20 protein-coding genes are annotated in these 23478 nt (G+C 65.3%); 7 read left to right on the top strand and 13 right to left on the bottom strand.

What is annotated here, in order from left to right; translation table 11 throughout:
* Positions 1-166 precede the first annotated feature (166 nt).
* On the top strand, positions 167-1588 hold the full coding sequence (locus AS96_RS09825) for a glycosyltransferase family 4 protein (protein ID WP_036289081.1): 1422 nt from the start codon (positions 167-169) through the stop codon (positions 1586-1588).
* On the opposite strand, the gene AS96_RS09820 is transcribed toward AS96_RS09825, so the two are convergent.
* Positions 1525-3669, bottom strand: a complete 2145-nt coding sequence (locus AS96_RS09820; protein WP_036289064.1) for a glycosyltransferase family 4 protein — start codon at positions 3667-3669, stop codon at positions 1525-1527. The two genes, AS96_RS09825 and AS96_RS09820, sit on opposite strands and share 64 nt — an antisense overlap.
* Positions 3666-4577 (bottom strand): glycosyltransferase family 2 protein, encoded by a 912-nt coding sequence (locus tag AS96_RS09815; RefSeq protein WP_155947554.1) that lies wholly within the window; start codon positions 4575-4577, stop codon positions 3666-3668. The genes AS96_RS09820 and AS96_RS09815 overlap by 4 nt, the downstream gene beginning before the upstream one ends.
* A 124-nt stretch (positions 4578-4701) precedes the next feature.
* On the opposite strand from AS96_RS09815, the gene AS96_RS09810 reads away from it, so the two are divergent.
* Together AS96_RS09810 and AS96_RS09805 are read left to right on the top strand one after the other, a co-directional pair.
* The gene (locus tag AS96_RS09810; protein WP_051498832.1) at positions 4702-5565 is read left to right on the top strand and encodes an ABC transporter permease; all 864 of its coding nucleotides are present in this window, start codon (positions 4702-4704) and stop codon (positions 5563-5565) included.
* A gap of 31 nt (positions 5566-5596) precedes the next feature.
* Positions 5597-6289, top strand: coding sequence for an ABC transporter ATP-binding protein (locus AS96_RS09805; RefSeq protein ID WP_442921704.1), 693 nt, complete (start codon positions 5597-5599; stop codon positions 6287-6289).
* A 24-nt stretch (positions 6290-6313) separates the two neighbouring features.
* On the opposite strand, the gene AS96_RS15005 is transcribed toward AS96_RS09805, so the two are convergent.
* From AS96_RS15005 to AS96_RS09750, 11 genes are read right to left on the bottom strand one after another with little or no spacing between them, the layout of a single operon-like run.
* Positions 6314-7219 (bottom strand): NAD-dependent epimerase/dehydratase family protein, encoded by a 906-nt coding sequence (locus AS96_RS15005; protein ID WP_081768030.1) that lies wholly within the window; start codon positions 7217-7219, stop codon positions 6314-6316.
* Complete coding sequence (locus AS96_RS09795; protein ID WP_081768028.1) at positions 7120-8541, bottom strand: polysaccharide biosynthesis protein; 1422 nt, start codon at positions 8539-8541, stop codon at positions 7120-7122. The genes AS96_RS15005 and AS96_RS09795 overlap by 100 nt, the downstream gene beginning before the upstream one ends.
* The gene (locus AS96_RS09790) at positions 8534-9997 is read right to left on the bottom strand and encodes a sugar nucleotide-binding protein (protein WP_051498830.1); all 1464 of its coding nucleotides are present in this window, start codon (positions 9995-9997) and stop codon (positions 8534-8536) included. The genes AS96_RS09795 and AS96_RS09790 overlap by 8 nt, the downstream gene beginning before the upstream one ends.
* A 4-nt stretch (positions 9998-10001) precedes the next feature.
* A complete protein-coding gene (rfbB, locus tag AS96_RS09785; protein WP_036289054.1) occupies positions 10002-11003 on the bottom strand; it encodes a dTDP-glucose 4,6-dehydratase in 1002 nt (333 codons plus the stop codon).
* The gene (rfbA, locus tag AS96_RS09780) at positions 11003-11872 is read right to left on the bottom strand and encodes a glucose-1-phosphate thymidylyltransferase RfbA (protein WP_036289086.1); all 870 of its coding nucleotides are present in this window, start codon (positions 11870-11872) and stop codon (positions 11003-11005) included. The genes rfbB and rfbA overlap by 1 nt, the downstream gene beginning before the upstream one ends.
* Positions 11873-11931: 59 nt before the next feature.
* The gene (locus AS96_RS09775; RefSeq protein ID WP_155947553.1) at positions 11932-12822 is read right to left on the bottom strand and encodes a glycosyltransferase family 2 protein; all 891 of its coding nucleotides are present in this window, start codon (positions 12820-12822) and stop codon (positions 11932-11934) included.
* Positions 12819-14060, bottom strand: coding sequence for a lipopolysaccharide biosynthesis protein (locus AS96_RS09770; RefSeq protein ID WP_036289050.1), 1242 nt, complete (start codon positions 14058-14060; stop codon positions 12819-12821). Before AS96_RS09770 ends, AS96_RS09775 begins: the two co-directional genes overlap by 4 nt.
* Positions 14053-15186, bottom strand: a complete 1134-nt coding sequence (locus tag AS96_RS09765) for a glycosyltransferase family 4 protein (protein WP_036289049.1) — start codon at positions 15184-15186, stop codon at positions 14053-14055. Before AS96_RS09765 ends, AS96_RS09770 begins: the two co-directional genes overlap by 8 nt.
* Positions 15187-15190: 4 nt before the next feature.
* Positions 15191-16345 (bottom strand): glycosyltransferase family 2 protein, encoded by a 1155-nt coding sequence (locus AS96_RS09760; protein ID WP_051498834.1) that lies wholly within the window; start codon positions 16343-16345, stop codon positions 15191-15193.
* A gap of 32 nt (positions 16346-16377) precedes the next feature.
* The gene (locus AS96_RS09755) at positions 16378-17604 is read right to left on the bottom strand and encodes a glycosyltransferase family 4 protein (RefSeq protein WP_051498829.1); all 1227 of its coding nucleotides are present in this window, start codon (positions 17602-17604) and stop codon (positions 16378-16380) included.
* Positions 17601-19529: a DUF6541 family protein gene (locus tag AS96_RS09750; RefSeq protein ID WP_036289046.1), complete on the bottom strand. Its 1929-nt coding sequence runs from the start codon at positions 19527-19529 to the stop codon at positions 17601-17603. The genes AS96_RS09755 and AS96_RS09750 overlap by 4 nt, the downstream gene beginning before the upstream one ends.
* Positions 19530-19683: 154 nt before the next feature.
* On the opposite strand from AS96_RS09750, the gene glf reads away from it, so the two are divergent.
* From glf to AS96_RS09730, 4 genes are read left to right on the top strand one after another with little or no spacing between them, the layout of a single operon-like run.
* Positions 19684-20820 carry a UDP-galactopyranose mutase gene (glf, locus tag AS96_RS09745; protein WP_036289045.1) on the top strand — a complete coding sequence of 379 codons (1137 nt, stop codon included), beginning with the start codon at positions 19684-19686 and terminating at the stop codon, positions 20818-20820.
* Complete coding sequence (lhgO, locus tag AS96_RS09740; RefSeq protein WP_231477217.1) at positions 20799-22031, top strand: L-2-hydroxyglutarate oxidase; 1233 nt, start codon at positions 20799-20801, stop codon at positions 22029-22031. The genes glf and lhgO overlap by 22 nt, the downstream gene beginning before the upstream one ends.
* Positions 22032-22041: 10 nt before the next feature.
* Positions 22042-22842 (top strand): ABC transporter permease, encoded by an 801-nt coding sequence (locus AS96_RS09735; RefSeq protein ID WP_036289038.1) that lies wholly within the window; start codon positions 22042-22044, stop codon positions 22840-22842.
* Positions 22842-23462: a hypothetical protein gene (locus tag AS96_RS09730; RefSeq protein WP_036289036.1), complete on the top strand. Its 621-nt coding sequence runs from the start codon at positions 22842-22844 to the stop codon at positions 23460-23462. Before AS96_RS09735 ends, AS96_RS09730 begins: the two co-directional genes overlap by 1 nt.
* Positions 23463-23478: the final 16 nt, after the last annotated feature.

The raw sequence follows: 23478 nt of genomic DNA, 5'->3' as shown, positions 1-23478 counted from the left end.
CTGTTCATACGCAGCCGGGCTCTGCCTCTCCGCAGCCTTGCAATGGATTTAGCAACACGGCCTAAGGGCGGCGATGCCCGCCTTGCCCCCGGGGGATTCGAAGGGTGAGCGGGAACGGCCGTCCCTCGCGCACCGTGTGTACGAACGTGCACTACCGGTCGTCCGGGTGGCGACATGGTGGCTGAGCTTCGAACTGAAGCACATGATTTACCGCTCCGTGCGGTGGGCGTACCGGCTCATGCGTGGGCGGCGTGGCGCGGGGACAACAGGCGAAGATGAAAACCTGGACCCGGAAATCGAGCGGATCTTGCGTCTGGCTGCCGAAATCGATCCCGCGATCTCCTGGACCGCGCATTCATACTCGAAGCTGCAGGCATGGCACGCGCGGGATGACGGATATGTAGAGGTCTTAGAGGCGGCGCTCGCCGAAATGGGTAGCAATCCCGCGGCTCTCGTGCTTGCGCCCTGGGTGGGCGTTGGCGGTGCGGATACCGTTGCCCTGAACTATGCGCTCGCGCTAGCCGAGTCGCCTGGTTTCGAAGGTCGCACGACGATTGTGGGCACTTTCCTTCAGGAGCGGACCGTGCACGAACGGATCCCCGGCAACGTGAAGTATGTGCACCTGTGGGATCGATGGCTGGAACTGCCGCCGGAGGTACGTCGGCGTCTCCTAGCGCAGTTCATCGTGTGGGCGGACCCTTCCGTCGTGATATCCGTGAACTGCTTCCATCTCACCGAGTCTCTGACGGAGTACAACCGCCAGATCTCCACCGGACGACGCGTGTTCACGACCCTTTTTGCCTTTGACCGAATCGGGTTCGGGCTTCCGGTGAATCCCATCACGGATGACAGCCAGCGTCAGTGGCTCGATTCAACCGCAGGCGTGATCACGGACAATACGGCAACCGCCCGCCTCGTGGAGGACATCCTGGCGTTGCCTAAGGACCGAGTCCTCGTCCATCGCCAACCGGTGACGAAGCAGGAGACGGCTTTGCCCCGGGGCACCCGGGCCTACAACAACGAGTACTTCTCCGCTCTGAACCCGTTCCGACTGCTGTGGCCGCATCGGCTCGATGAGGAGAAGCAACCGGAAGCGCTCATCCTCATCGCGGACGAGCTTCGGCGTCGACAGATTCCGGCTGTCATCGACGTATGGGGCCAGCGGGTGATGTCGGACGAGGGTGACGGCCTCATCGACCGACTCGAACACGCAGGAGTACGGTACCGTGGGCCGTACACCGGGGGACTGGCCGCTCTCGACACCTACGACTATCATGCGCTGCTCCTCACCTCGAAGTCTGAGGGGCTGCCGTTGGTTCTCGTCGAGGCGCTTCTGCGGGGCTTGCCCGTTATCTCGGCCGCTGTAGGGGGGGTTCCGGACCTGATAAGAAACGGCGAGACCGGTCTGCTCGTGCCCCATGCGTATGCCGCGGAGGAGTTCGCCGACGCGATCAGGAGCCTCATGGCGGATCTACTGTTGCGGAGAAGGATCATCGAGTGCGGGTACGAGCGTGCGCGCTCATGTCATTCGTGGAGTTCATTCGTTGCAGTCGTGGGCGAGGACATCGTCGCGGGATCACGGAGATAACCCGCAATCTCCGCCAGGCTCGCATCGAATGCTCGTGGAGTATGGCGATCGCGCACTCGCTTCATGGCGGCCGCTGACCGCGCGCGAGCTAGTTCCGGTTCAGCCCAGATCTCCTCCAGGCGGTCCACGTAGCTGCCGACGTCTCTGAAATCTGCGACCGGATAGCCGGTCGTGTTGTCCAGGACTTCGTTGACGCCGCCCACGTCAGCGGCGACGGATGGGATGCCGCACCCCATCGCCTCAAGCAACGACAGGGGAACGCCCTCCCACTCGCTCGTGAGGATGTAGGCACCGAATCGGGAGAGAGGAAGCTCCGCGAATCGCTCGTACGGCGGGTGCCGGTGCGCGCCGTACGCCTCCAACTCCGCGAGCACCTTATCGATGGCGGCATCGGCCATGACGGGCTCTCCGTAGAAGTGAAACTCGAAGGGAAGCTTTCGAGCTCGACTCTCGGCCACGATATCCGCGAAGATATCCAGCCGCTTCGCCAGATCGAACCGGCCGGCCCACAATACTCGAAGCGCGTCAGTGCGCGAATCGGCGCCGAGGCGAGCCGAATCAACCGGCAGGTCAACGACGCTGCGTTGTACCGCAAACTTTTCCGCGGGGTATCCGAGTTCTGCCACCGCCGCGTGCGCGAAGTGCTGGCTGTCGACCAGAACGGCTCGGACGGGAGCCAGAAAGTCAGGTCGTCGCAAGAAGAGGACCGACGTGCGCTCTCCGTCCTCCGTGCGATCAAACGAGAACGTCGACAAGAAGATGTTGCATATCGCGTCGAGCTCGCGGCCCCATCGCTCCACCACGTCGTATGCGATGGTCGAATTGAAAGCGTGGACCGTCCGGACCCGCTTCTGCGCGATCACCTGTGGAATGATCCAATCGACGAACGCGCTTCGGGGCACGCCCTGTCCGAGGAACTCCCTGAGCTCGACAACGTGCACCTCGGGTGGAAGCTCGCGAATCCGACGCGACTCCGCGTTCTCCGTCGTGATGAGTGCGACGGTCGCCATCGGATCGGCGCGCTGGACGGCCCGAAGATACTCCAGCAGAACCGAATCGCCACCGCCCGTGTTGAACCAGGGGGCGAAGAAGAGGTAGTCAATGTGGGATGGCAGTCGCGTGGCGATCTGCCAATACGCGTCGATGCTGAGGCAAAGGTCCGGCGGGTAGGGTTCTCCCCATCGCTCGTACCATGTGTCGACGGCTGGGCGGGGGAAGGGGAGGAGCGGTTCTATCCGGTTCTGCTCGACCCACATCCGACGGACATCCGGAGCAAATCTCTCCCGGACTGGAACGGTGCGGCGAACGAGTGGGAGTCTGCGCAGCCTGATCCATGCTCGGCGCGCCAGCTGCGTGGGGAGGCCGGGCCTGGTGGTTGGGGATACCGCGTGGCGTTCTCGTTGACTCGCGCCGGGCAGCGCGCTGAGCGGAGTGAGCACAGGACGCGTCGATTCCCAAGGGGCGCTGTCTGTCCAGACGCGGTGGAACCCGACTGTGCCCGAGACGGGGATTTGCCGCACGCGCGCAAGGACGAGACGGATCCCGCTCGGAAGCGCGCTTCCTTCCTGCCTAAAGGCTGGCTCGAGGACGGAGCGTGCTCCAATAAGGGTCGGTGACCACACGCGCATGTGCGCGACCAAGGCCGCGGGCCGGTCATCATCCGTACCGTCCCAGGACAGCTGGGGCCAGGTCCCGCTGCGCCTTCCGAACGTCAGAACCATCGCCGGGCGGGCGGATCCGCCGCTGCGCGCCGCCGCTATGAGGCCGAGTCGGAACCAGTTTGCGGACACGAGGTCGCCAGCATCGAAGAGGGCGAGGTAGTCGCCTGAAGAGCTGAAGATCCCGTCGCGAATCATCTCGCTGAGTGAATTCGTCGATGAGTGCGTGATCGAGATTGGTAATGATATCGACTGGGTGGCGAGCCAGCGCGTCAGGTATTCGCCAGCGTCGGGTGTTGTTACGAGTTGTATACCAAGGTCATCCGTGGTGAGCTCGGTGGCCGCCCGCAGGATGGAGCGGAGGGTAGGAACGGCCTCCCTGCCGTGGCGGCGCACGGTGACGATTGCGGTGAGAGATGTCATCGGCCGGGTCGCCAACGCCCCGTGAGGCGCAGCAGGAGAGCGCGCACTCGGAAGTCGATCGTGTGTGTGAGCTGGCGCTCCAGCTCATTTGTGCGGGAAGAGAGCGACTGGAGGCTGTCACGCACCTCGTCGAACCGATCGTCCAGGAATCGAGTGAGGTACAGGGGGAGGCCGAGGCCGGCCTCTCCTACGTAGCCCCGAAGGGCACGATCACGGACCTGCCGATCCATGATTCGGTGGAGGCCGGCGGAATCGACCACTGAGTTACCGAGGGGGCCCGTGGAAGCGGGCCGCTGGTGCCAGTACGCGAGGGGCACGCCGTCGATGAATCCGATGCCCCCATGCGCCGCTAACCGCAGGTTGCACTCCCAATCTCCGGTGACAGGAAGTGACTCGTCGAACAAGCCCACGGCATCGAGGGCGGAGCGTCGTATGAGCAACGAGATCGGGACGCAGGTGTTGAAGCGGAGCAGGTCGAAGAGGGTGACGCTCGATAGTTGGGGGAGGAATACCTCGCGTGAGATCTCCTCGACATGATCGTTAGAAATGCGCTCCCAGACAATCTCGGTACGAACCGCTACCGCCGACTGCGGGTGAGACTGCAGATGCGCGACCGTCGCCGCCAGGAACGAGGGGGCCCAGGTGTCGTCGTCATCGTGGATGGCCACGAACTCCGCCTGCCCGCGTCGAACGGCTTGATTCGAGGCCGCCTCCATGCCCCGGCTGTGCGCGTTATGGATGACCTCGACGCGATCGCCAAGTATGTCGGCGCGCGAAGAGACCACCGAGTCGACGCGGGCGGAGTCCCCGCCGTCGTTCACTAGCGTCAGTGTCCAGTCATCGTAGGACTGAGCGAGCACATCGTCGATCGCGCGCGTAAGCAGACCCGGCCGATCCTTTGTGCGCATCACGATATTGACGCGACCGGCGTTGAAGTCGGGCACATTCACTCCATCCCGCGCTCGAGTGAGTCTCCGGTCTCAAGCGCAATCTAGAATAGCTCGATGGGTGCGTAGGTGCCGGAAGGGAATCATGACGACATCGAACCTGCCGACGGCGCCGCTCCGAGCGCCGGGAGTCGGCGTTGGGCTGGTCGGCGTTCTGAAACGCCGGCACCTTCTGGGCCTACTCGTCCGGAAGGAGGTCCAGATTCGCTATCGAGGGTCCGTCCTCGGGTGGTTCTGGTCGTATGTTAAACCGCTTGTTCAGTTCGTTGTGTTCTTCGTCGCTCTGGGTGTTTTCCTGCAGCTCAACAGCGCGATCGAGTTCTACCCCGTTTACCTGCTGACGGGAATGACTGCGGTGACCTTCTTCAATGAGGCGTTTTCGAACGGCACCCGCAGCATCGTCGACAACGGTGCGCTGATCAAGAAGATCTACCTGCCGCGCGAGCTCTTCCCCGTCGCGAGCACTCTCGTCGCAGTGGTGAACACGATTCCGCAAGTCATCGTGATCCTCGTGCTCGCGATGGTGTTTGGCTGGTCATTCTCGCTCGGCGCGCTGGGAGCGATCGTGCTGGGGCTGGTGATCGTCGCGGTGCTCGCCACAGGGATGGGGCTGCTTTTCGGTGCCGTCAACGTCGCCTTCCGCGATGCTCAGAGCTTTGTAGAGATCATCGTGATGTGTGCGATGTGGGCGTCGCCGGTGATGTATCAATGGCAGATGGTCGCTGACCGATTGGGTGACCTCGGCTTCCTGCTGTATCGATTGAACCCGTTGACGATCGCGGTCGAGCTCTTCCACTACGGCTTCTGGGCGCCGATCACGTCCGAGGCGCAACCCCTGCCGGGCTTGTGGGCGTTCTCGCTGGTCGCGCTCGTCGTATCCATTGTCGTGCTGGCCGTTGGACAGCTCGTGTTTCGACGGCTGGAGGGCCGCTTTGCTCAGGAGCTCTGACCTATCGAACGCGGCGATCGTTGTCGATAGAGTGCATAAGACGTTCAAACTGCGTCACACGCACTCCTTCAAAGAGACTTTCCTCGCTGCCATCAAGCGGAAGCCGCTCACCACGGACTTTCACGCTCTCGACGACGTGAGCTTCTCGGTTAACCAGGGAGAATCTGTCGCCCTGCTCGGATTCAATGGGTCTGGGAAGTCGACCATACTCAAGCTTGTGTCCGGGGTGATGACCCCGGACAGCGGACGTGTCCTCACTCGCGGGCGCGTCGCCGGACTCATCGAGGTCGGAGCTGGCTTCCACCCGGACCTCTCTGGACGCGAGAACATCTATCTGAATGCGGCGATTCTTGGGATGTCTAAGAAGGAAACTGACGCTCGGTTTGAGGAGATCGTCGCTTTCAGCGAGATCGAGGAGTTCATCGACACGGAAGTCAAGCACTATTCCTCCGGGATGTTCCTCCGGCTGGCCTTTTCGGTGGCCATCCACACCGAGGTCGACGTGCTGCTGATCGACGAAATCCTTTCGGTCGGGGATGAACCGTTTCAGCGCAAGTGCCTCGCGCGTATCCGTGACCTGCATTCGCAGGGGCGAACCCTAGTCGTGGTCAGTCATGACCTGGACATGGTCGCCAACCTTTGCGACCGCGGGATTCTCCTGCAGAAGGGGCGCGTGGCCTTTGACGGACCGAGTGGCGAGGCCGTTGCACGGATGCGTGCCTAACCGCGGGGCCCGAAGCCTTCGGCCTCACGGGTTCTCAGCGAGGGGGCGCGGGAAGATCTGGAGCACTTCGCGCATGCGCCCGGTATCGGCGACGCTGAAAGACGGTTCATCCGACAGATAGGTCTCGTAGGAGCCTGGCCTCGCCCCCCTGTGGAGATCTGCGTTCGAGGTGCCGATGCCGGTGCCGACGTTCACGACCCCGCCGCTTTGCAGATCGGCCGCGGAGATGCTTGCGTGTATGGCGTTGGCGACATCATCTACGTGGATGTAGTCGCGGACGAACGGCGCGCCGAGCCTAAGCCGCACGCTCGTGTCGCCGTACGCCAGCCTGTTGATCAAGGACTTATCGAGCCCCACGCCGTAGACGTTGAAGAGTCGAAGCGAGATACCACTCAGCGATCCCTGAGCGCTGGCTTCGGTCAGGACGTCCTCCATACGGATCTTCAGCCGCGCGTAGTCCGTCGTACCGTGTCGTGGCGCCCATTCGGCGAAAGGTCTGGTTCCGGCATCACCATAGACTGCACTGCTCGACGCAAAGACAATTCGCTCGCAGCCTGCGGCGGCGGCGTTGCGCACAAACGCCTCCCACGCATCGATGGCTGGAAGGTCCGCGGCCCCGGCCGTATTGACGGGATTGGCGAGCGAGATGATGCAGCGGGGGCGGACATCCAGCAGTGTTTCCCGGGTTCCAACGGTGTCGAGTAGGTCGAGGCGTCGGCCAGTTCCACTTCGGGAGGTGCTGACAAATGCCGTCCGGTGCGAGTCCAGAACGTGCGCCACGCGTCGCCCGATGGGACTGGTGCCCCCCAGCAGCAGGACGTCTGTTCGCGTCACTGGAGTCTGGCGAAGCCGAAAGACCGCAGTGCGTCCTTCAGCTCCCCGTCCGAAATCGAGTAGCTCAGCGTGCGCCTCAGGGTCTCTCGAGCCCATGCGATCGTGTCGCCCTCCTCATGCTCGTCGTCCTCCGTGACGACCATGATCTTCGGGTGAGAGGTGCGGTCGACCATACTCGCGCGATAGGACAGCTCCTCATACATCTTCTCGCCGGGGCGAAGGCCGATGATATCCACCTTGAGCCGCGGATTCACCGCGTCGATAAGGCCCTGAGCCAGATCGACCACGCGAATCGGCTCACCCATATCGAGCACGAAGAGGTCGCTGCCACGCCCGGCGATGGCTGACTGGATGACGAGCTGAGCGGCTTCGTCGATCGTCATGAAATAGCGCGTGATCTCCGGGTGCGTCACGGTGAGATTCACCTGCCGCGCCAACTGGCGACGGAAGATCTGCATGACGCTGCCCTCGCTCTCGAGGACATTCCCGAATCGTACAGCCGAAAAGATGGTTTCCGTCTGGCTCCCCAGGTCGCGCATCAGTAGTTCCCCGATTCGCTTCGTCGCTCCCATGACGTTGGTCGGGTTGACGGCCTTGTCGGTGGAGACGTATATGACACGCTCCGCTCCGGCGGCCGCGGCTTGCTCGAATACGTTGAGGGTTCCCCACACGTTGTTGTTGAAAGCCTCGACCGGGCTGTGCTGCATCAGTGGCACGTGCTTGTATGCCGCCACGTGGAAGACGTACTCGGGCCGGTACCTCTCCATCAGTTGAGACATGCGCGGAGTTGACTGGACGTCGGCGATCTCGAGCCGAACCTCACTCGCTTCATGGAACTCGTGACCGAGCCGGAACATGGCGCTCTCAGATCGATCCGCACACACCACGACCTCCGGCCCGAGCGCCTGCAACTGGGCGACCAGGCGTGAACCGATAGAACCTGCCGCGCCGGTCACCAGGATCCTGCGATCTGCGATGATGTCTCGGGCGTGCATCATGTCGTGCTTGATGGGCGCGCGACCGACCAGATCCAGGACATCGATGTCGGTGAGGTCGTCCACGGACACACGCTCACGAGAGACCACCCGGTAGGTGCGGGGGACGATGGCTATTTCCACGGCGGGGCGGGGGACACGGGTGACAAATTCTCTCACCACCGCGGCGTCGGCTGAGGGGATGGCGAGGTAAACCATCTGAACCGCCCGCGCCTCACATACGAAGGCCACGTCGGCGAGGGTGCCGAGGATGTCGTCGCCCGTTAAGGTGTCGTCCAAGTAACCCACCACGACGTCACCGGCCTCGACGACATCCTCCGCCAAGGAACGACCGGCAGTCCCGGCCCCGGCGATAAGGACGCGCTTGTGGTTGGCGGGTGTTGAGTTCTTGCCCGGTTTGGGCTCGGCGGATGAGTTATCCATGCGTGTTGGTCGTCCTCATGAACTGTGTTGAACCTGCCTGGGGTGTGGGGCCCGCTAACCACGCGGTCAGTGTGGGAAGCGCTGGGGCGGGCCGGTAACCGAGCTCTCGGAGACGATCCAGGTTGAGGACGCTGTTCTGGGGGCGCGGTGCGATCGGGGTCTTGGCGTCGGCGTAGTACTGCTCGGTGGTGACGGGGGTGACGCGGTCGGGGTCGTGTCCGGTGAGTCGGTAGACGTCGCGGGCGATGTCGTACCAGGTGGTGGGTTCGCCACCGTTGGTGACGTTGTAGAGGCCGTACGGCGCCCGGGAGTCGACCAGGTGCTGGATGGCGTCGGCGATCGTGGCGGTGAAGGTCAACCTGCCGGTCTGGTCGTTGACGACGGACGGGTTGATGCCGCGTTCGGCGAGTGCGGCCATGGTGCGGACGAAGTTGTTGCCGTCGCCGATGACCCAGCTGGTGCGGATGATGTAGTGGCGGGGGACGGTGCTGACGACAGCGTCCCCGGCGGCTTTGGTCTGTCCGTACACGCCCAGCGGAGAGACCCGGTCGGTCTCGGTGTAGGGGCCGGTTTTCGTGCCGTCGAACACGTAGTCGCTGGAGACGTGGACGAAGGTGATTCCGTATCCGGTGGCGATGCGGGCGAGGGCGGCGACGCCGGTGACGTTCCCGGTCCACGCGGCGGTGCGTCCTTCGGGGCTTTCCGCGGTGTCGACGGCGGTGTAGGCGGCGGCGTTGATGATGGTGTCGTAGTCGCGCCAGCGGCGCGCGGTCTCGAGCCCGGGGGCGGTGAGGTCGAGGGTGTCTCGGGTGGTGTATTCCACCCAGGGCTGGTCGCCGTATGCGGCGCGGAGGGCTTTCCCGAGTTGCCCGTTCGATCCGACGATGAGGGTCTTCTTCGGCGGGATGGGGGTGACGTCGGCCAGCCGGGGGTGGGCGAGGTCTTTCGCGGAGATCTCGACCTGATCCAGCGGGATGGGCCAGTCGATCGCGGCGGTTTCGTCGGCGAGGTTGAGGAAGGAGTATTCCGCGGTCGGTGACCAGTGATCGTTCACGAGGTACGTGTAGGCGGTGTCGGGCTCGAGGGTTTGGTAGGAGTTGCCGACGCCGCGGGGAACGAAGATCGCTTTCGACGGGTCGAGCTCGGTCGTGTAAACCGCACCGAAGGTGGGGCCTTCGCGCAGGTCCACCCAGGCGCCGAAGATCCGTCCCGTCGCCACCGACACCCACTTGTCCCACGGTTCGGCGTGGATGCCGCGGGTGGTGCCGACAGCATCGTTGAAGGAGATGTTGTTCTGCACCGGCCCGAAGTCGGGCAGGCCGAGTGCGGTCATCTTCTCCCGCTGCCAGTTCTCTTTGAACCAGCCCCGCGCATCCCCATGCACCGGCAGATCGAACACCACCAGCCCCGGAATCGGCGTTTCGGTGACCGTCAGCTGCTTCCCGTACTCGGTCACCGCGTCACTGCCCCTTCGACGCGTAGAACGCTTCGACGCCGTCCTTCGCCGGCGCCCACCACGCCTCGTTCTGCTGGTACCAGTCGATCGTCGCGGCAAGACCGGCTTCGAAATCCCGGTACTGCGGCGCCCAGCCCAGCTCGGTGCGCAGCTTTGTCGAGTCGATCGCGTAGCGCAGGTCGTGGCCGGCACGGTCGGTCACATGGTCGTACGCATCCGCGGGCTGACCCATCAAGGTGAGGATCAGCTCAACCACGGTCTTGTTGTCCTTCTCCCCATCCGCACCGATCAGGTACGTCTCCCCGATGACACCCTTCTCCAGGATCGTGAGCACCGCACTGGAGTGATCATCGGCGTGGATCCAGTCGCGCACGTTCTCACCCGCCCCGTACAGCTTCGGACGGATCCCACGGATCACGTTCGTGATCTGACGCGGGATGAACTTCTCCACATGCTGATACGGACCGTAATTGTTCGAACAGTTGCTGATGGTCGCCTGCACGCCGAAGGAACGCACCCACGCGCGCACGAGAAGATCCGAACCCGCCTTCGTCGACGAATACGGAGAGGACGGGTTGTAGGGGGTGTTCTCCGTGAACCGTTCCGGATCATCCAGCTCCAGATCCCCGTACACCTCATCGGTCGAGATGTGATGCAACCGCGTCCCGTGCTTACGCGCCGCTTCCAGCAACGTGTACGTGCCGATGATGTTGGTATCCAAGAACGGACGCGGATCATTCAAACTGTTGTCGTTATGCGACTCCGCCGCATAATGCACCACCGCATCCACCCCCGCGAACAGGCCGTCCACCAGCCCCGCATCGGCGATGTCACCCTCAACGAACCGGAACCGATCCGCCGACAACCCCTCCAGGGAGGCCAGGTTCCCCGCATAGGTGAGCTTGTCCAGCACCGTGACGTGATCATCCGTATGCGCGATCACATGGTGAACGAAGTTCGACCCGATGAAACCCGCCCCACCGGTCACCAACAGGTTGCGTGTCATCAACGGTCCCTCTTCAACTGTTCCAACAGGTACGTCCCATACCCCGACTTCACCAACCCCGCCGCACACGCCTCAAGCTCCGCATCCGACAAGAACCCCTGCCGCCACGCCACCTCCTCCGGCACACCGATCTTCATCCCCGTACGACGCTCCATCGTCCGCACATACTCACCCGCATCGAGCATCTGATCAAACGTCCCCGTATCCAGCCACGCCGTCCCCCGCGGCAACACCTCCACCTGCAACTTGCCCGCCTCCAAGTACGCCCGGTTCACATCCGTGATCTCATACTCACCCCGCGGCGACGGCTTCAAGCTCCGCGCGATCTCGACCACATCGTTGTCATAGAAATACAAACCGGGAACCGCATAGTTCGACTTCGGAACCGCCGGCTTCTCCTCCAACGACACCGCCCGACCCGCCCCGTCGAACTCGACCACCCCATACGCCTCCGGCTCCGCAACCCAGTAAGCGAACACCGCCCCACCATCCACATCCGCAAACCGTTGCAACTGCGACCCCAACCCCGGCCCATACAGAAGGTTGTCACCCAACACGAGCGCCACCTTGTCCGAGCCGATGTGACCCGCACCCAACGTGAACGCCTGCGCCAACCCATCCGGCGACGGCTGCACCTGATACGACAGATTGATCCCGAACTGTGACCCGTCGCCGAGGAGCCGCCGGAACGACAGTGCGTCGTGCGGTGTCGTCACGACGAGGATGTCCCGTAAGCCCGCGAGCATGAGCGTCGACAGCGGGTAGTAGATCATTGGCTTGTCATAGACGGGAATGAGTTGCTTGGAGACGCCAATTGTCGCGGGGCGTAGCCGTGTACCGGAGCCCCCGGCGAGGACGATTCCTTTCACGGTCACTCATCCTGCCACGGAAACGATCCCTGCCACGCGTGCGCGATGACCGCGGTCGATCAGCGCTTCACCGCTGTTGCCTCGCGGGAGCGGAATGTCCGCCCGACAACGCCCTCCAGGCGTCCGACGACGGCAGCGATGCCGTCCCACGGGCGGTATTCATTGCCGCGCCGCAGGCCGACGAGCGCGCCCGCGGCGACGAAGCCCCAGCGGTGCCAGAGCGGGAATGGATGCCGTGCGAGCACTCTGCCGACCCCCCGCCCATAGGCACGCAGTTTCCAGCGCCGCTCACGCGGGTCGAGTCCTGCGGTCTCTGCGATACCGCCGACATGTACGTCGTGCGCGTATGTCCACACGAACTCGCGTGCGAGCAGCGGCTCTGCCGCCAGCGCGCGCATGAGGAGATCGGTGACCTCCCCGGCCTGCCACGGGCTGGCCGCTCCCGTACCGATGCCGGTATCGAAGCCGCCGACCTCGCGCAGCAGACCGAGGCGGATCACGAGGCTCATCTCGATAACGTTCCACACCGTCGACGTATCGAGGGCGGTTCCCGGTGTCGGCAGCGTGAACCGCGGACCGATCTCGGTCGATACGGTCACCGCGCCGCCGGGCGCATCGGCCACGAGCCGACGGATCGTCGCGATGCTGTCTGCCGGAAACCACGTGGTGTCGTTCGGGAACATCACGAGAGCCTCGTCGCCCGCATCCGCGAGGGCGGCGATACCGGTGTTGCGCCCCAGCGACGCGCCGCGAGCCGACGTGAGAGCGCGGACGCGCCCGAGGGCGTCGGCGCCTTCCACCAGAGCCTGAACGTCAGCGACGTTGCCTTGTGCGACCACGACGATCCGATCATCGGGGCCGAGCTGCGGCACGGCGGAGTCGAGAAGCCGCCGCAGGGGGAGGACGCGCCCGAGTGTCGTCACCACGAGCATGAGGGGAGGGGAGGTCATGGCAGCGCCCCGTCCGCCGTCAGGGTCCGCATGCGCCATCGCGTGCGCGATGTGAGAAGGATCGTGGAAATGCTCTCCGTCGCACCGTAGCCGACGGCGACGCCCAGCGGGCCCCACAGGATTCCGCCGCCGATCATCAGGGGAATTCCGACGACGGTCGCTGCGACGGTCGCCCGCATGACCGTCGCCTGGTCTCCCGCCGGGAACAGAACATGACGCGTCATGGAGGTGCGGAGCGAGTACATCGCGAAGGCGAGTCCGAGCGCGACGCACACGCCGATCGGTGCGGCGGCCTGGTCGCCGAAGAGCAGGGCACTCACCGGTGTTCCGAGCGATCCCAGCACGATCATCCCCAGCGCGCCGAATCCACCGTGCAGGAGCAGGGCGATCCGCAGGCGCCGCCGTCGCGCGGTGCCCTCGACCTCCGCCGACCACGACTGCAAGGCGTTCGCGAGGGTGAGAGGCAGGAACTGGCCGAGTTTCGACATCTTGTCGGCCGAGGCGAAGCCCGCGGCGGCGCTCCCGGTCGACAACAGGTTCACGAGCGGAGTCGGTACGGCCGAGTAGGCACCGAGCGCGGCATCGTTCACCGCGACCGGAGCTCCGACGCGGAAGAGGCCCGGAATCTCTCGGCGCGGCGGCCACGGCGAGGGGTAGCGTCTGAGCAAGCCGACGGTGAAGACGGTGGTTCCGACGAGGGTGACGCAGATCCCCGCCAGGGGATAGATCTCCACCGGCAGGCCGCCGAGGATCGCGAACATCGAGAGGGCAGCGACGCACAGTCGGGGTATCGCGTCGTAGAAGAGGATCGATCGCGGGTCGCCGACGCCGACCGAGAACCATGTGAACGACAGACCGATGAGTGCACCCTGAAGACCCATCAACGCGGCGAGAAGCTGATGCCCGGGAGCGGCCACGACGGCGCAGACGACGATCAGCAGCGGTAGCGCGACCAGTGACGTCAGCAGGCGCACCACGACGGCGTCTCGGTACAGGCGGCCGCGGCGGACGTCGTCCGGGGCGATCGCCACCAGGGCGGGGCCGACCGTCGTCCAGCCGTAGGCGACGGCGATCGCGGCGAATGTGCCGACCGACTCGCCCGCGATCGCGCTCGCCCACCCGTCGGGCCCTGCCGCGCGCGAGACGGCCGGCAGGACGAGCAACGGAGAGACGGCCGCCACCGCCGGGATCAGCGTGAACCCGACGAGCCGGGACCTCAGCGATGCCGGCTCAGTCACGGAGAGTTCCTTCGCGGGCGGCCTCTCGGAGGATGGCGGCGAGTTCTCCGGCAGCCCCGTCCCAGGTGAACCGCTCCGCCCATGCCATGCCGCCAGCGCGCAATGCGTCTCCGGTCTCCTCGTCCAGCTCGAGCACCGCGCTCAGCGCCGCGGCGAAGTCCTCCGGGTCGGTCGCGTCGGCGTAACGGGCGTACTCGCCGCCGACCTCGCGCAAGACCGCCGTGTCGTGGGCGACGACCGGAACTCCGGCGCCGAGCGCATCGGCGACGGGCAGGCCGAAGCCCTCGCTGAGCGAAGGACACGCGTACACGGATGCGACCTGGTACAGCGCCCCCAGCTGTTCGTCGCTGACCCAGCCCGGCAGAACGACATCGCCGTCGAGGCGGAACCTCTCCACGCTCGCGCTCAGCGGATCCGACGGGCCGCCTCCAGCGATGACGGAGACGGGTCGGCGGTCGGGGGAGATCTCGGCGAGCGCGGCGAGCAGCCCGGTGAAGTTCTTGTGCGGCATCCGGTTGCCGGTTGAGAAGAGGATCCGGCGTCCTGGGGTGATACCCAGCGGGGCGAGCACCCGCCACGGGTCGTCAGACCGAGAGATCGCGGAACGTCCGTTGTAGACCAGTGCGATGTCGCGCGCCGGGATGCCGAGATGCCGGGTGATCGCTTCGGCGGCGGCGGAAGATACCGTGACGACGCGGCGAGCGCTGCGCGCGGTGCGAGCCATCAGCCACGCCGTGACCGCCCGCCCCGCGCGTTCGAATCCCGCGCCCGGCAGTTCGTGATAGATCACGTCGTGCACGGAGACCACACGCGGCACGCGTCCGGCCGTCAGCGGTCCGAAGTTGGCCGGCGACCACACGACGTCTGCGCCCGCGTGCCGGGCGAGGCTGTTCACCCGCGTGATCTCGCCCACAGCCCACGTTGCGCGGCCCTCGCCCACCCAACGGACCACTTCGACCTCGCCGGGGAAGAATGCGCGAACGGCATCGGCCCCTGCGGCGCCGGTCAGGCCGACGAACGCCGCGTCCGGCAGCTGGACGGCAAGGCGCGAGAGTAGTTCGCGAACGTACGTCTCGGTGCCACCTCGGCCCCCGGTGTAGCCGAGCAGATCAACGAGGACCCGCACGGTCTCAGCTCTCGATGACGGCGTCGGCACGCACGACGCGACGCGGGGTCGTCAACACGCCCGAGAAGAAGCTCATCATCATCGTCTGGAAGCCGAGCATGATGCCGAGTGCACTCGGGATGGCGATGCGCACGACCGCGGCGGCATCCTGGGGTCCGAAGTCCAGGCTTCCCCAACGGAGCACCTGGACCACCCCGATGGCGATGCCGATGACGAACAGCGCGAGACCGATCAACAGGCCGCGCTCGGCGCTCCAGTTGGCGACGACCGAGCGATACCGCGCGCTCGTCGGGAGGAACCCCTCCTGAGTCGCGTAGAGCTTCGTCAACCAGAAGAACATCAGCGCCTGGTATCCCGTCACGCATAGTGCGCTCGCGTAGACCATCGTCGTGACGTCGAAGCCGACACCAGCTATCTCGACGCCGCCGAACGACAGCACACCCACGGCGATCGCGCCGAGGAAGAAGGCGATGAGCCCGGGGTACACGAACAGCCACCGGGGAGCGAAGATGAGCAGGAAGCGCAGGTGGCGCCAGCCATCGTGCCAGCTCCGCAGGTGCGGGGGACGTGACCGGCCGTCCTTCTTCAGAGTGGTCGGGACCTCCTCGATGCGGTAGCGGGCGAGCGATGCTTTGACGACCATCTCGGAGGCGAACTCCATTCCGGTCGTCTGCAGGTCCAGCTCCAGCATCCGCGCGCGGTTGAACCCTCGGAGACCACAGTGGAAGTCGCGGACGCCGGGCCGGAAGAACAACTGACCGATCGCGGACAACACCGGGTTGCCGAGGTATTTGTGCAGCGGTGGCATAGCCCCCGGAGCGATCCCCCCGGCGAAGCGGTTGCCCATCACCAGATCGGCGCCTGCGCGCAGACGCTCGACGAACGGTTCGAGGTGCTCGAAGTCGTAACTGTCGTCGGCATCCGCCATGATGACGTAACGCCCGCGGGCGGTCTCGATCCCGTTGATGAGCGCGGCACCGTACCCGCGACGCGGCGCGTGGGAGACGCGGGCGCCGAGGTCGGTGGCGATGCGCTGGGAACCGTCGGTGCTGCCGTTGTCCGAAATGAGTACTTCGCCTCGGATGCCGGTACGGTCCAGGAAGCCCTGCGCCTTGCGGATGCAGACCTCGAGTGTCTCCGCCTCGTTCAGGCAGGGCATCAGGATCGTCAACTCAAGGTCCTGGGGCTGGTTCACTGTGGTCCTTCGTTGCGTCGTGCACCGGGCCGTGGAGCGTCGGTGCGATGTGAGCCCGACGACCGCACGGCGTCGAGGATTGCGTCTACCGTCTTCTCGACGGTACGGGTTTGGATCGCGGTGTCGTACCAGGCGCGCGTGGACTCGCGTAGCTTTGGTCCCGCGCTCACCGCACGGACGATGGCATCGCCGAGGTCGGCAGGGTCGGTGGAATCGGCGACGATTCCGTTCGCGCCTTGGTCGATCAGCTCTGTCGACGCATTTCCTTCGTCGGCGACGAGCACCGTGGGCGTGCCGTGTGCGGCCGCTTCGACGACGACGAGGCCATACCCCTCACGACGTGACGGGTTCACGAGCACCGCGGCCGAACTCATCAGCTCGTCGAGGACGTCTTGCGCGACGAAACCTGGCCGCGATGTCCACTCGGCCGCACTCGATGCGGTGATCGCAGCGTCCACGTCGGGGGAGCTCGGCCCATCGCCCAGGATGATCAGTCGAAGGTCCGATACCGTCTCCCGAGCCTTCGCTACCGCGGCGGGAAGCACATCGACGCGCTTGTCCGGAATATGCCGCCCGGCGTACAGGACGAACGGGGGAGTCGCCGCCGCCGACAACTCGGTGCCGCTCGACGTGGACGGTGAATCGATGTCGATCAGCCCCGGGCTCACGAGAATCCGGCGGCGGAAGCCCTCGGCACGAAGACGACGCGCGCTGAGCTGCGAGTGAGCGGTGGCGATCGGAGTGAGCGCGATGCCTGCTCGTTGCAGTGCCCACGCGACGCTGCCGGTGATCGCTCCGGCATAGTCTCGCCACTGGCGTCGTCCCCACACTTCGAGGTAGTCGACGACGATCTTCGTTCCCGAACCGATGAGCGCGGCGCGTGCGGCAAAGACATTGAGGATCGGCAGCCCGCTGACGATCACGGCCTCGTACTGTCTGCGGCGACCCAGAAGCGCCCAGAACAGGGCGGCCGCGTAGCGGAGCGCGGCGCTCGTGCGGCGCACACCGTCGCGATCGTAGAGCTGCAGCTTTCCGACGATCGGGACGATACGGAACGCGGCGGGCTGCGGTTCACCCTCCCACTGCCGGGAGGTGAGGTAGTCGACGCGGTTCCCGCGCTGCGCCAGCCACGTCGCGAAGCTGCGGTACTGCCGCTCGCCGCCTCCCGTCGTATACGGGAAGAGGCAGTCGTAGGCGATCGCGATGGTGTGTCGACGAGTCATCCCCCGCACCCCACGATGCGGAAGAGTCGTGCGTCGGGGCCCTGCGCGTCGACGAGTTCGAGGTGCGTGGATGCCGTCAGGTCGATGACGCCGGAGTAGGCGGCAGCTCCCGAGGGATCGATGACGTCACGAGCGCCGAAGTCGAGGATGAAGTCCACGCCGACGCGATCGACCGCAGCGCATACCGCGGGGTCGGTGTCGATGCGGCGCAGGTTCAGGTCGAGGTACCGCTCGTCGTCACTGGGGGAGCCGAAGACGTGTCGTTCCGTCACGTGGATGCCTTCGAGCGCGTACGCGAGGGACACGCCTGTGCGGGGACTGCCGATGACCAGGTCGGAGGGCTCCACGTAGGCGGGGAGACGCTCGATGAGAGCCCGCTCGTCGGGGCTGAGGAGCAATGCGTCCGCGGTCGCCGTGTACGCTTCGCGGACCTGGCCCAAGGACGTCGATACGTTGGGCCCGACGCTGGCGCTGAACACCACGGCGATCGCAACGGCGGACGCGCTTGCCCGCGCGACGCCCTGGACCCGCGCCGATCGGTGCGCCGTGCGTCGCTGGACGAACGCTCGTGCCAGATCGAAGAGGATCAGCGCCCCCATGACTGCCGCCGGGATCGCGGCAATGACCAGAAGCGCCGCGAACCGACTCGGGTCCGAATACCACGGGTTGGTCAGGAACGATCGGAGGCGGCTTGCGTGTGCGACGCCGGCTGCGAGCACGAAGAGACCGACCGCGGCGAGCAGCGGCAACAGGAATGTGATGCGGTGCGGTCGCCGCGCTGCTCCGATGGCAGCGGCGGCAAGGAGCACCGACACGATGACCGTCGGAGCGAACCCGCGAGGCGAGACGAGTACCCCTTCTCCGAAAGCCTGCGCCGCGCTTCCCCACGGCTGCCAGCCGGAGTGCGCGTCACCCGTACGGGCCAGTGCAATAAAGGCCGTGCAGACGATCAGGCCGATCGTGAAGATCAGGACGGCCCGCCACCGACGGCTCGACGACCGCTCGCGCAGTGCGTCCTGCACGGCGAATCCCGTGCACAGCAGCCACGCGAAGATCGTGGCGGCGAGGAGCGCGTTCGGGTGTCCCAAGGCCGTTCCGAGCGCCAGTGTGCCCAGGAGCAGCCAGTTCCGGATGCGATCACGTCCGGGGTTGCACCGGTAGACGAACAGCGCGCCGGCGAGGGCGGCGGGGATCATCGCAAAGCCCACGGCGTTCGGGTACAGCACGCCCCAGTTGAAGAAGAGAGCAGGGAAAGCACCGAACGCGCTCGTCAAAGCCGCCGTGGCCACGAGGGCTGCTGTGCGCGCGCGGAAGAGCACCGCCGACAGCGCCATCATCGATGCCGGCCACAGGAGGGCCACGATCGCGAGATTGGCCACGTTGACGGCGGTCGGAACATCTACTCCCGAACACTCGGCGATCAACGACGTGAAGGCGTGCCACGCGTTGGGGTAGAAGCTGATGTCGGACGTGCGCCCGATCTGAAAGGGAGAAGCGTCACCGGTGTCGAGGGCGAGCCTGATGGCGTTCAGGTGAACGATGGTGTCGAACCTCTGGGCGATGTTGTCTGGTGCACCGAATGCGCGCGCGAATTGCCAGACCTGGACGACTCCCGCCGCAACCAGCGCAGCCAGTCCGGCCAGGTCCGTTCGGCGTTGCGTCGGCGGTGCGCTCGGCGCCGCACTTCGGCCGACGAGGAACGCCGCAGCCGCCGCAACCACCGTCACCGCGCTCAGCGGGAGGACAGACCACCGAATGCCGACGAAAGGCGCTAGCGTCGCGCTCGCCGCCATGAGGGCGATACTCAGGCCAGGCGCCAGGAGGTAGAGAACTGTCCGCTGTGCCCGCCACCCCGCGAAGACGATGATGGCACCGGGGACGATGAGCAACGCGATGGCGATCAGGAACGCTGGCAGCGCCGTCATCCAACCCTCAGCCACATCAACCTCCGGGGGCCTCGAGACAACAGTCAGCTAGTCTAGTTGATCGTCGCGTGGGCATCCGCTGGGAGCAGAGATCGTGAGTCCGGTCCGCGTTGACTTCGAGCCTTCAGGCGCCCTCACACAGAAAGCGCAATACATGGATCTCCTCATCGTCGGCTCCGGTTTCTTCGGCCTCACCGTCGCGGAGCGCGCTGCCGCGGCTGGCCGGAAGGTCACCGTCATCGATCGTCGTCATCACATCGGTGGCAACGCGTACAGCGAGGACGAGGCGACGACGGGCATCGAGGTCCACCGCTACGGCGCGCACCTCTTCCACACCTCGAACGCGACCGTGTGGGAGTACGTGAACCGGTTCACGACCTTCACGAACTATGTGCACCGCGTGTACACGAACCACAAGGGCATCGTCTTCCCGCTGCCGATCAACCTGGGCACGATCAACCAGTTCTTTCAGGCGGCGTACACGCCGGATGAGGCGCGCGCACTCGTGCACGAGTTGGCGGGGGAGTTCGATCCGAAGTCGGCGCAGAACCTCGAGGAGCGCGGCATCGGCCTCATCGGGCGCCCGCTGTACGAGGCGTTCATCCGCGACTACACCGCCAAGCAGTGGCAGACCGATCCGACGGAGCTCCCGGCCGAGATCATCAGCCGCCTCCCCGTGCGGTACACGTACGACAACCGGTACTTCAACGATGCGTGGGAGGGTTTGCCCACCGACGGCTACACGGCGTGGCTCGAGCGCATGGCCGACCACCCGAACATCGACGTCAAGCTGAACGTCGACTACTTCGACGAGACGCAGCCCCTGAACAAGAAGGCGACCGTCGGCCAGCTTCCCGTCGTCTACACGGGTCCGGTGGACCGCTACTTCGAATTCGCCGAGGGCGAGCTCAGCTGGCGGACCCTCGACTTCGAGGAGGAAGTGCTCGACGTCGGTGACTTCCAGGGCACGTCGGTCATGAACTATGCGGATGCCGCGGTCCCGTACACGCGCATCCATGAGTTCAAGCATTTCCACCCCGAGCGCGCAGACCGGTACCCGAAGGACCGCACGGTCATCATGCGCGAGTTCTCGCGCTTCGCGACGCGCGACGACGAGCCGTACTACCCCGTCAACACCCCCGATGACCGGTCGGGTCTGCTCGCCTATCGCGAACTCGCGAAGGGGGAGCAGGGGGTGCACTTCGGCGGACGCCTCGGCACCTACCAGTACCTCGACATGCACATGGCCATCGGTTCGGCGCTGTCGATGTGGAACAACACTCTCGCCTGAGGAGGCATATGTCCGAGCAGATCGGAATCATCGGCGGCGGGATCGTCGGTGTCGCGCTCGCCCGTGAGCTGTCTGCCTCCGGCGCCGAGGTGACGGTGCTGGAGAAGGAAGCGCGCCTCTCGGAGCATCAGACCGGGCACAACTCGGGCGTCGTCCATGCCGGCCTCTATTACGCTCCAGGCTCGCTCAAGGCGACGCTGTGCGCGAAGGGTCGCGTCCAGATCCGCGAGTTCTGCGAGGAGAAGGGGCTGCCGTACCGCGAGGTGGGCAAGCTCGTCGTCGCGGTCGACGAGAGCGAACTCGGGGCGCTCGCGGAGATCGAGCGGCGTTCGCGGGAGAACGGCGTGCCCAACCTCGCCCGCATCGACGAAGTCGCGAAGCTTCGGGAGATCGAACCGCACGTCGCCGGCGTCGCCGCCGTCCACTCCCCGCACACCGCCGTCGTCGATTACGCGTCGATCACGGATGCCATGGGACAGGACGTCCGCGCCGCAGGCGGACGTGTTCTGCTGCACACCGAGGTCACGGCGATGCGCATGGAGAACGGTCGCGTGCGGGTGATCACGACGGCGGGCGAGTACCTCTTCGACCGCGTGATCGCGGCGGCGGGCCTGCAGTCGGACGTCGTCGCGAAGATGGTGGGAGCCGATCCGTCGCCGAAGATCCTGCCGTTCCGCGGCGAGTACTGGGAGCTGCGCCACGATCGCACCGATCTCGTCTCGGGAATGATCTACCCCGTCCCGGACCCGCGCTTCCCATTCCTGGGGGTGCATTTCACACGCGGCGTCTACGACAACGTCCACGTCGGACCGAACGCCGTTCCCGCCCTCGCCCGCGAAGGGTACCGGTGGCTACGGATGTCGCCGAAGGATACGTGGGATTCCCTCACGTGGCCGGGTGCTTGGCCGCTCGCCAAGCAGCACTGGCGCATGGGCGTGGACGAGATCAGCGGGTCGCTGATCAAGCCTCTCTACTTCCGCAAGGCGCAGCGCTTCGTCCCTGACCTTCGCCTGTCAGACCTCGACGTCAAGAGCGGGGCGGGCGTTCGTGCTCAGGCGTGGGGCAAGGACGGAGCCCTGCTCGACGATTTCGCCGTAGATCAGGTAGGGCCCGTGACGATTCTGCGCAATGCGCCGTCCCCAGCCGCGACGAGTTCGATCGCGATCGCGCAGTATGTGATCGAGCACTATCTCACAGTGCCCGCCTCATAGACTCGTCCCCGTGACCTCCGCCGTCGTCGGCGCCCCCGGCTCCGCCCGGCGCTATGTCCACTCGCTGTGGCTGCTGTCGGCGCGCGACCTCAAGGTGCGATACGCGACGAGCGCGCTCGGGTACCTCTGGTCGGTGCTCGATCCGCTCGTCATGAGCGTCATCTACTGGTTCGTCTTCACGCTCGTCTTCCAGCGGAACGGCATCGGCGGGGAGCCGTACATCGTGTTCCTCATCGCAGGTCTTCTGCCCTGGGTGTGGTTCAACTCCGCAGTGGGAGACCTCACGAAGGCCTTCAACCGCGACGCGAAGCTCGTCCGCTCCACCGCCATTCCGCGCTCGATCTGGGTCGGCCGTATCGTCCTGAGCAAAGGCATCGAGTTCGCCTTCTCGATCCCCGTGCTCATCCTCTTCGCGGTGTTCGCGGTTCCCCGAGCCGAGCTGAACCCGATGATCCTCCTCTTCCCCGTCGGCATCCTGCTGCAGGCCGTCCTCCTCACCGGGCTCGGCCTCATCGTGGCGCCCCTGTGCGCACTGTGGGCCGACCTCGAGCGCACCACCCGGCTCATTCTCCGCGCGCTCTTCTATGCATCGCCCATCATCTACGGCCTCTCCGATCTGCCGAGCCCGTTTCGGGAACTCGCCGTCTTCAACCCGCTGTCGGGCATCTTCGCCCTCTATCGGGTCGGGCTCTTCCCCGATCAGTGGGATGCCACGGCTGTGCTCGTCGCGGCAGTGATGTCGCTCGCCTTCCTCGCGCTCGGGCTCGTCGTCTTCCGCCGGCTCGAACCGTCAGTCCTGAAGGAGCTGTGATGGCAGAGTCCACCTCGTCGCTTCGATCCGGCGGACGGCTGTTGATCGCCGAGTTCGATTCGCCCGCGCAGGCGCGTTCCTTCGACGATCGCGATCCGGCCGTTGCGCTTCGGGAGCTGACGCAACGGCTTCGGGTCGGCATGATCGTGGCTGAGTCCGTGGTCGTCACTGACGCGATGGTGCTGGATGGGTCCTACTTTCTCGCGCTCGGTCCCTCTGGCGTCCTGCGAGATCTCGGTTTGTCCACCGTGCAGCTTCCCCTCTTGATCACTGGCCGAGCCATCTCTCTCGCGCAGGCCCTGGAAGATCGGCGCGCAGACCCTGAACATCTGTGGGCTTCGGCGGGATTCGTGCCGAGTCGACGGTGGTACCCGCCTGAATCGGTTCTTCGAGTCTGGGACGAGTGGATTGACGCGGAGGAACGTGGATTACTGAGGTATGAGCAACAGGAGATCAGCTCATCGACAGTGATGAGATTTGGTGATCTGCCGACCCTCAGCGCGAGCGGAACAGCGTTCGCCGCGCGACTGCGGCGCACCGCGAAGCGCAGTGTTGCGGAAAACATGCTCCGGCTGTCGACGGCGCTCGAAAACTGGACAGTAGCGGCGCTTGAAAAGTGAACACTCAACGATTGGA

This window comes from Microbacterium sp. MRS-1 (genome assembly GCF_000585455.1).
Classification (GTDB): Bacteria; Actinomycetota; Actinomycetes; order Actinomycetales; family Microbacteriaceae; genus Microbacterium; species Microbacterium laevaniformans.
This window is presented reverse-complemented; position numbering and strand designations above follow the sequence as displayed.

Bases quoted from the DNA above. Each gene is read 5' to 3' on its own strand.
- AS96_RS09820 (WP_036289064.1), bottom strand. From the start codon at position 3,669: ATGACATCTCTCACCGCAATCGTCACCGTGCGCCGCCACGGCAGGGAG.
- AS96_RS09815 (WP_155947554.1), bottom strand. From the start codon at position 4,577: ATGCGCACAAAGGATCGGCCGGGTCTGCTTACGCGCGCGATCGACGAT.
- AS96_RS09810 (WP_051498832.1), top strand. From the start codon at position 4,702: ATGACGACATCGAACCTGCCGACGGCGCCGCTCCGAGCGCCGGGAGTC.
- AS96_RS15005 (WP_081768030.1), bottom strand. From the start codon at position 7,219: ATGGGCTCGAGAGACCCTGAGGCGCACGCTGAGCTACTCGATTTCGGA.
- AS96_RS09795 (WP_081768028.1), bottom strand. From the start codon at position 8,541: ATGGATAACTCATCCGCCGAGCCCAAACCGGGCAAGAACTCAACACCC.
- rfbB (WP_036289054.1), bottom strand. From the start codon at position 11,003: ATGACACGCAACCTGTTGGTGACCGGTGGGGCGGGTTTCATCGGGTCG.
- AS96_RS09775 (WP_155947553.1), bottom strand. From the start codon at position 12,822: ATGACCTCCCCTCCCCTCATGCTCGTGGTGACGACACTCGGGCGCGTC.
- AS96_RS09760 (WP_051498834.1), bottom strand. From the start codon at position 16,345: ATGCCCTGCCTGAACGAGGCGGAGACACTCGAGGTCTGCATCCGCAAG.
- AS96_RS09755 (WP_051498829.1), bottom strand. From the start codon at position 17,604: ATGACTCGTCGACACACCATCGCGATCGCCTACGACTGCCTCTTCCCG.
- AS96_RS09750 (WP_036289046.1), bottom strand. From the start codon at position 19,529: ATGACGGCGCTGCCAGCGTTCCTGATCGCCATCGCGTTGCTCATCGTC.
- glf (WP_036289045.1), top strand. From the start codon at position 19,684: ATGGATCTCCTCATCGTCGGCTCCGGTTTCTTCGGCCTCACCGTCGCG.
- AS96_RS09730 (WP_036289036.1), top strand. From the start codon at position 22,842: ATGGCAGAGTCCACCTCGTCGCTTCGATCCGGCGGACGGCTGTTGATC.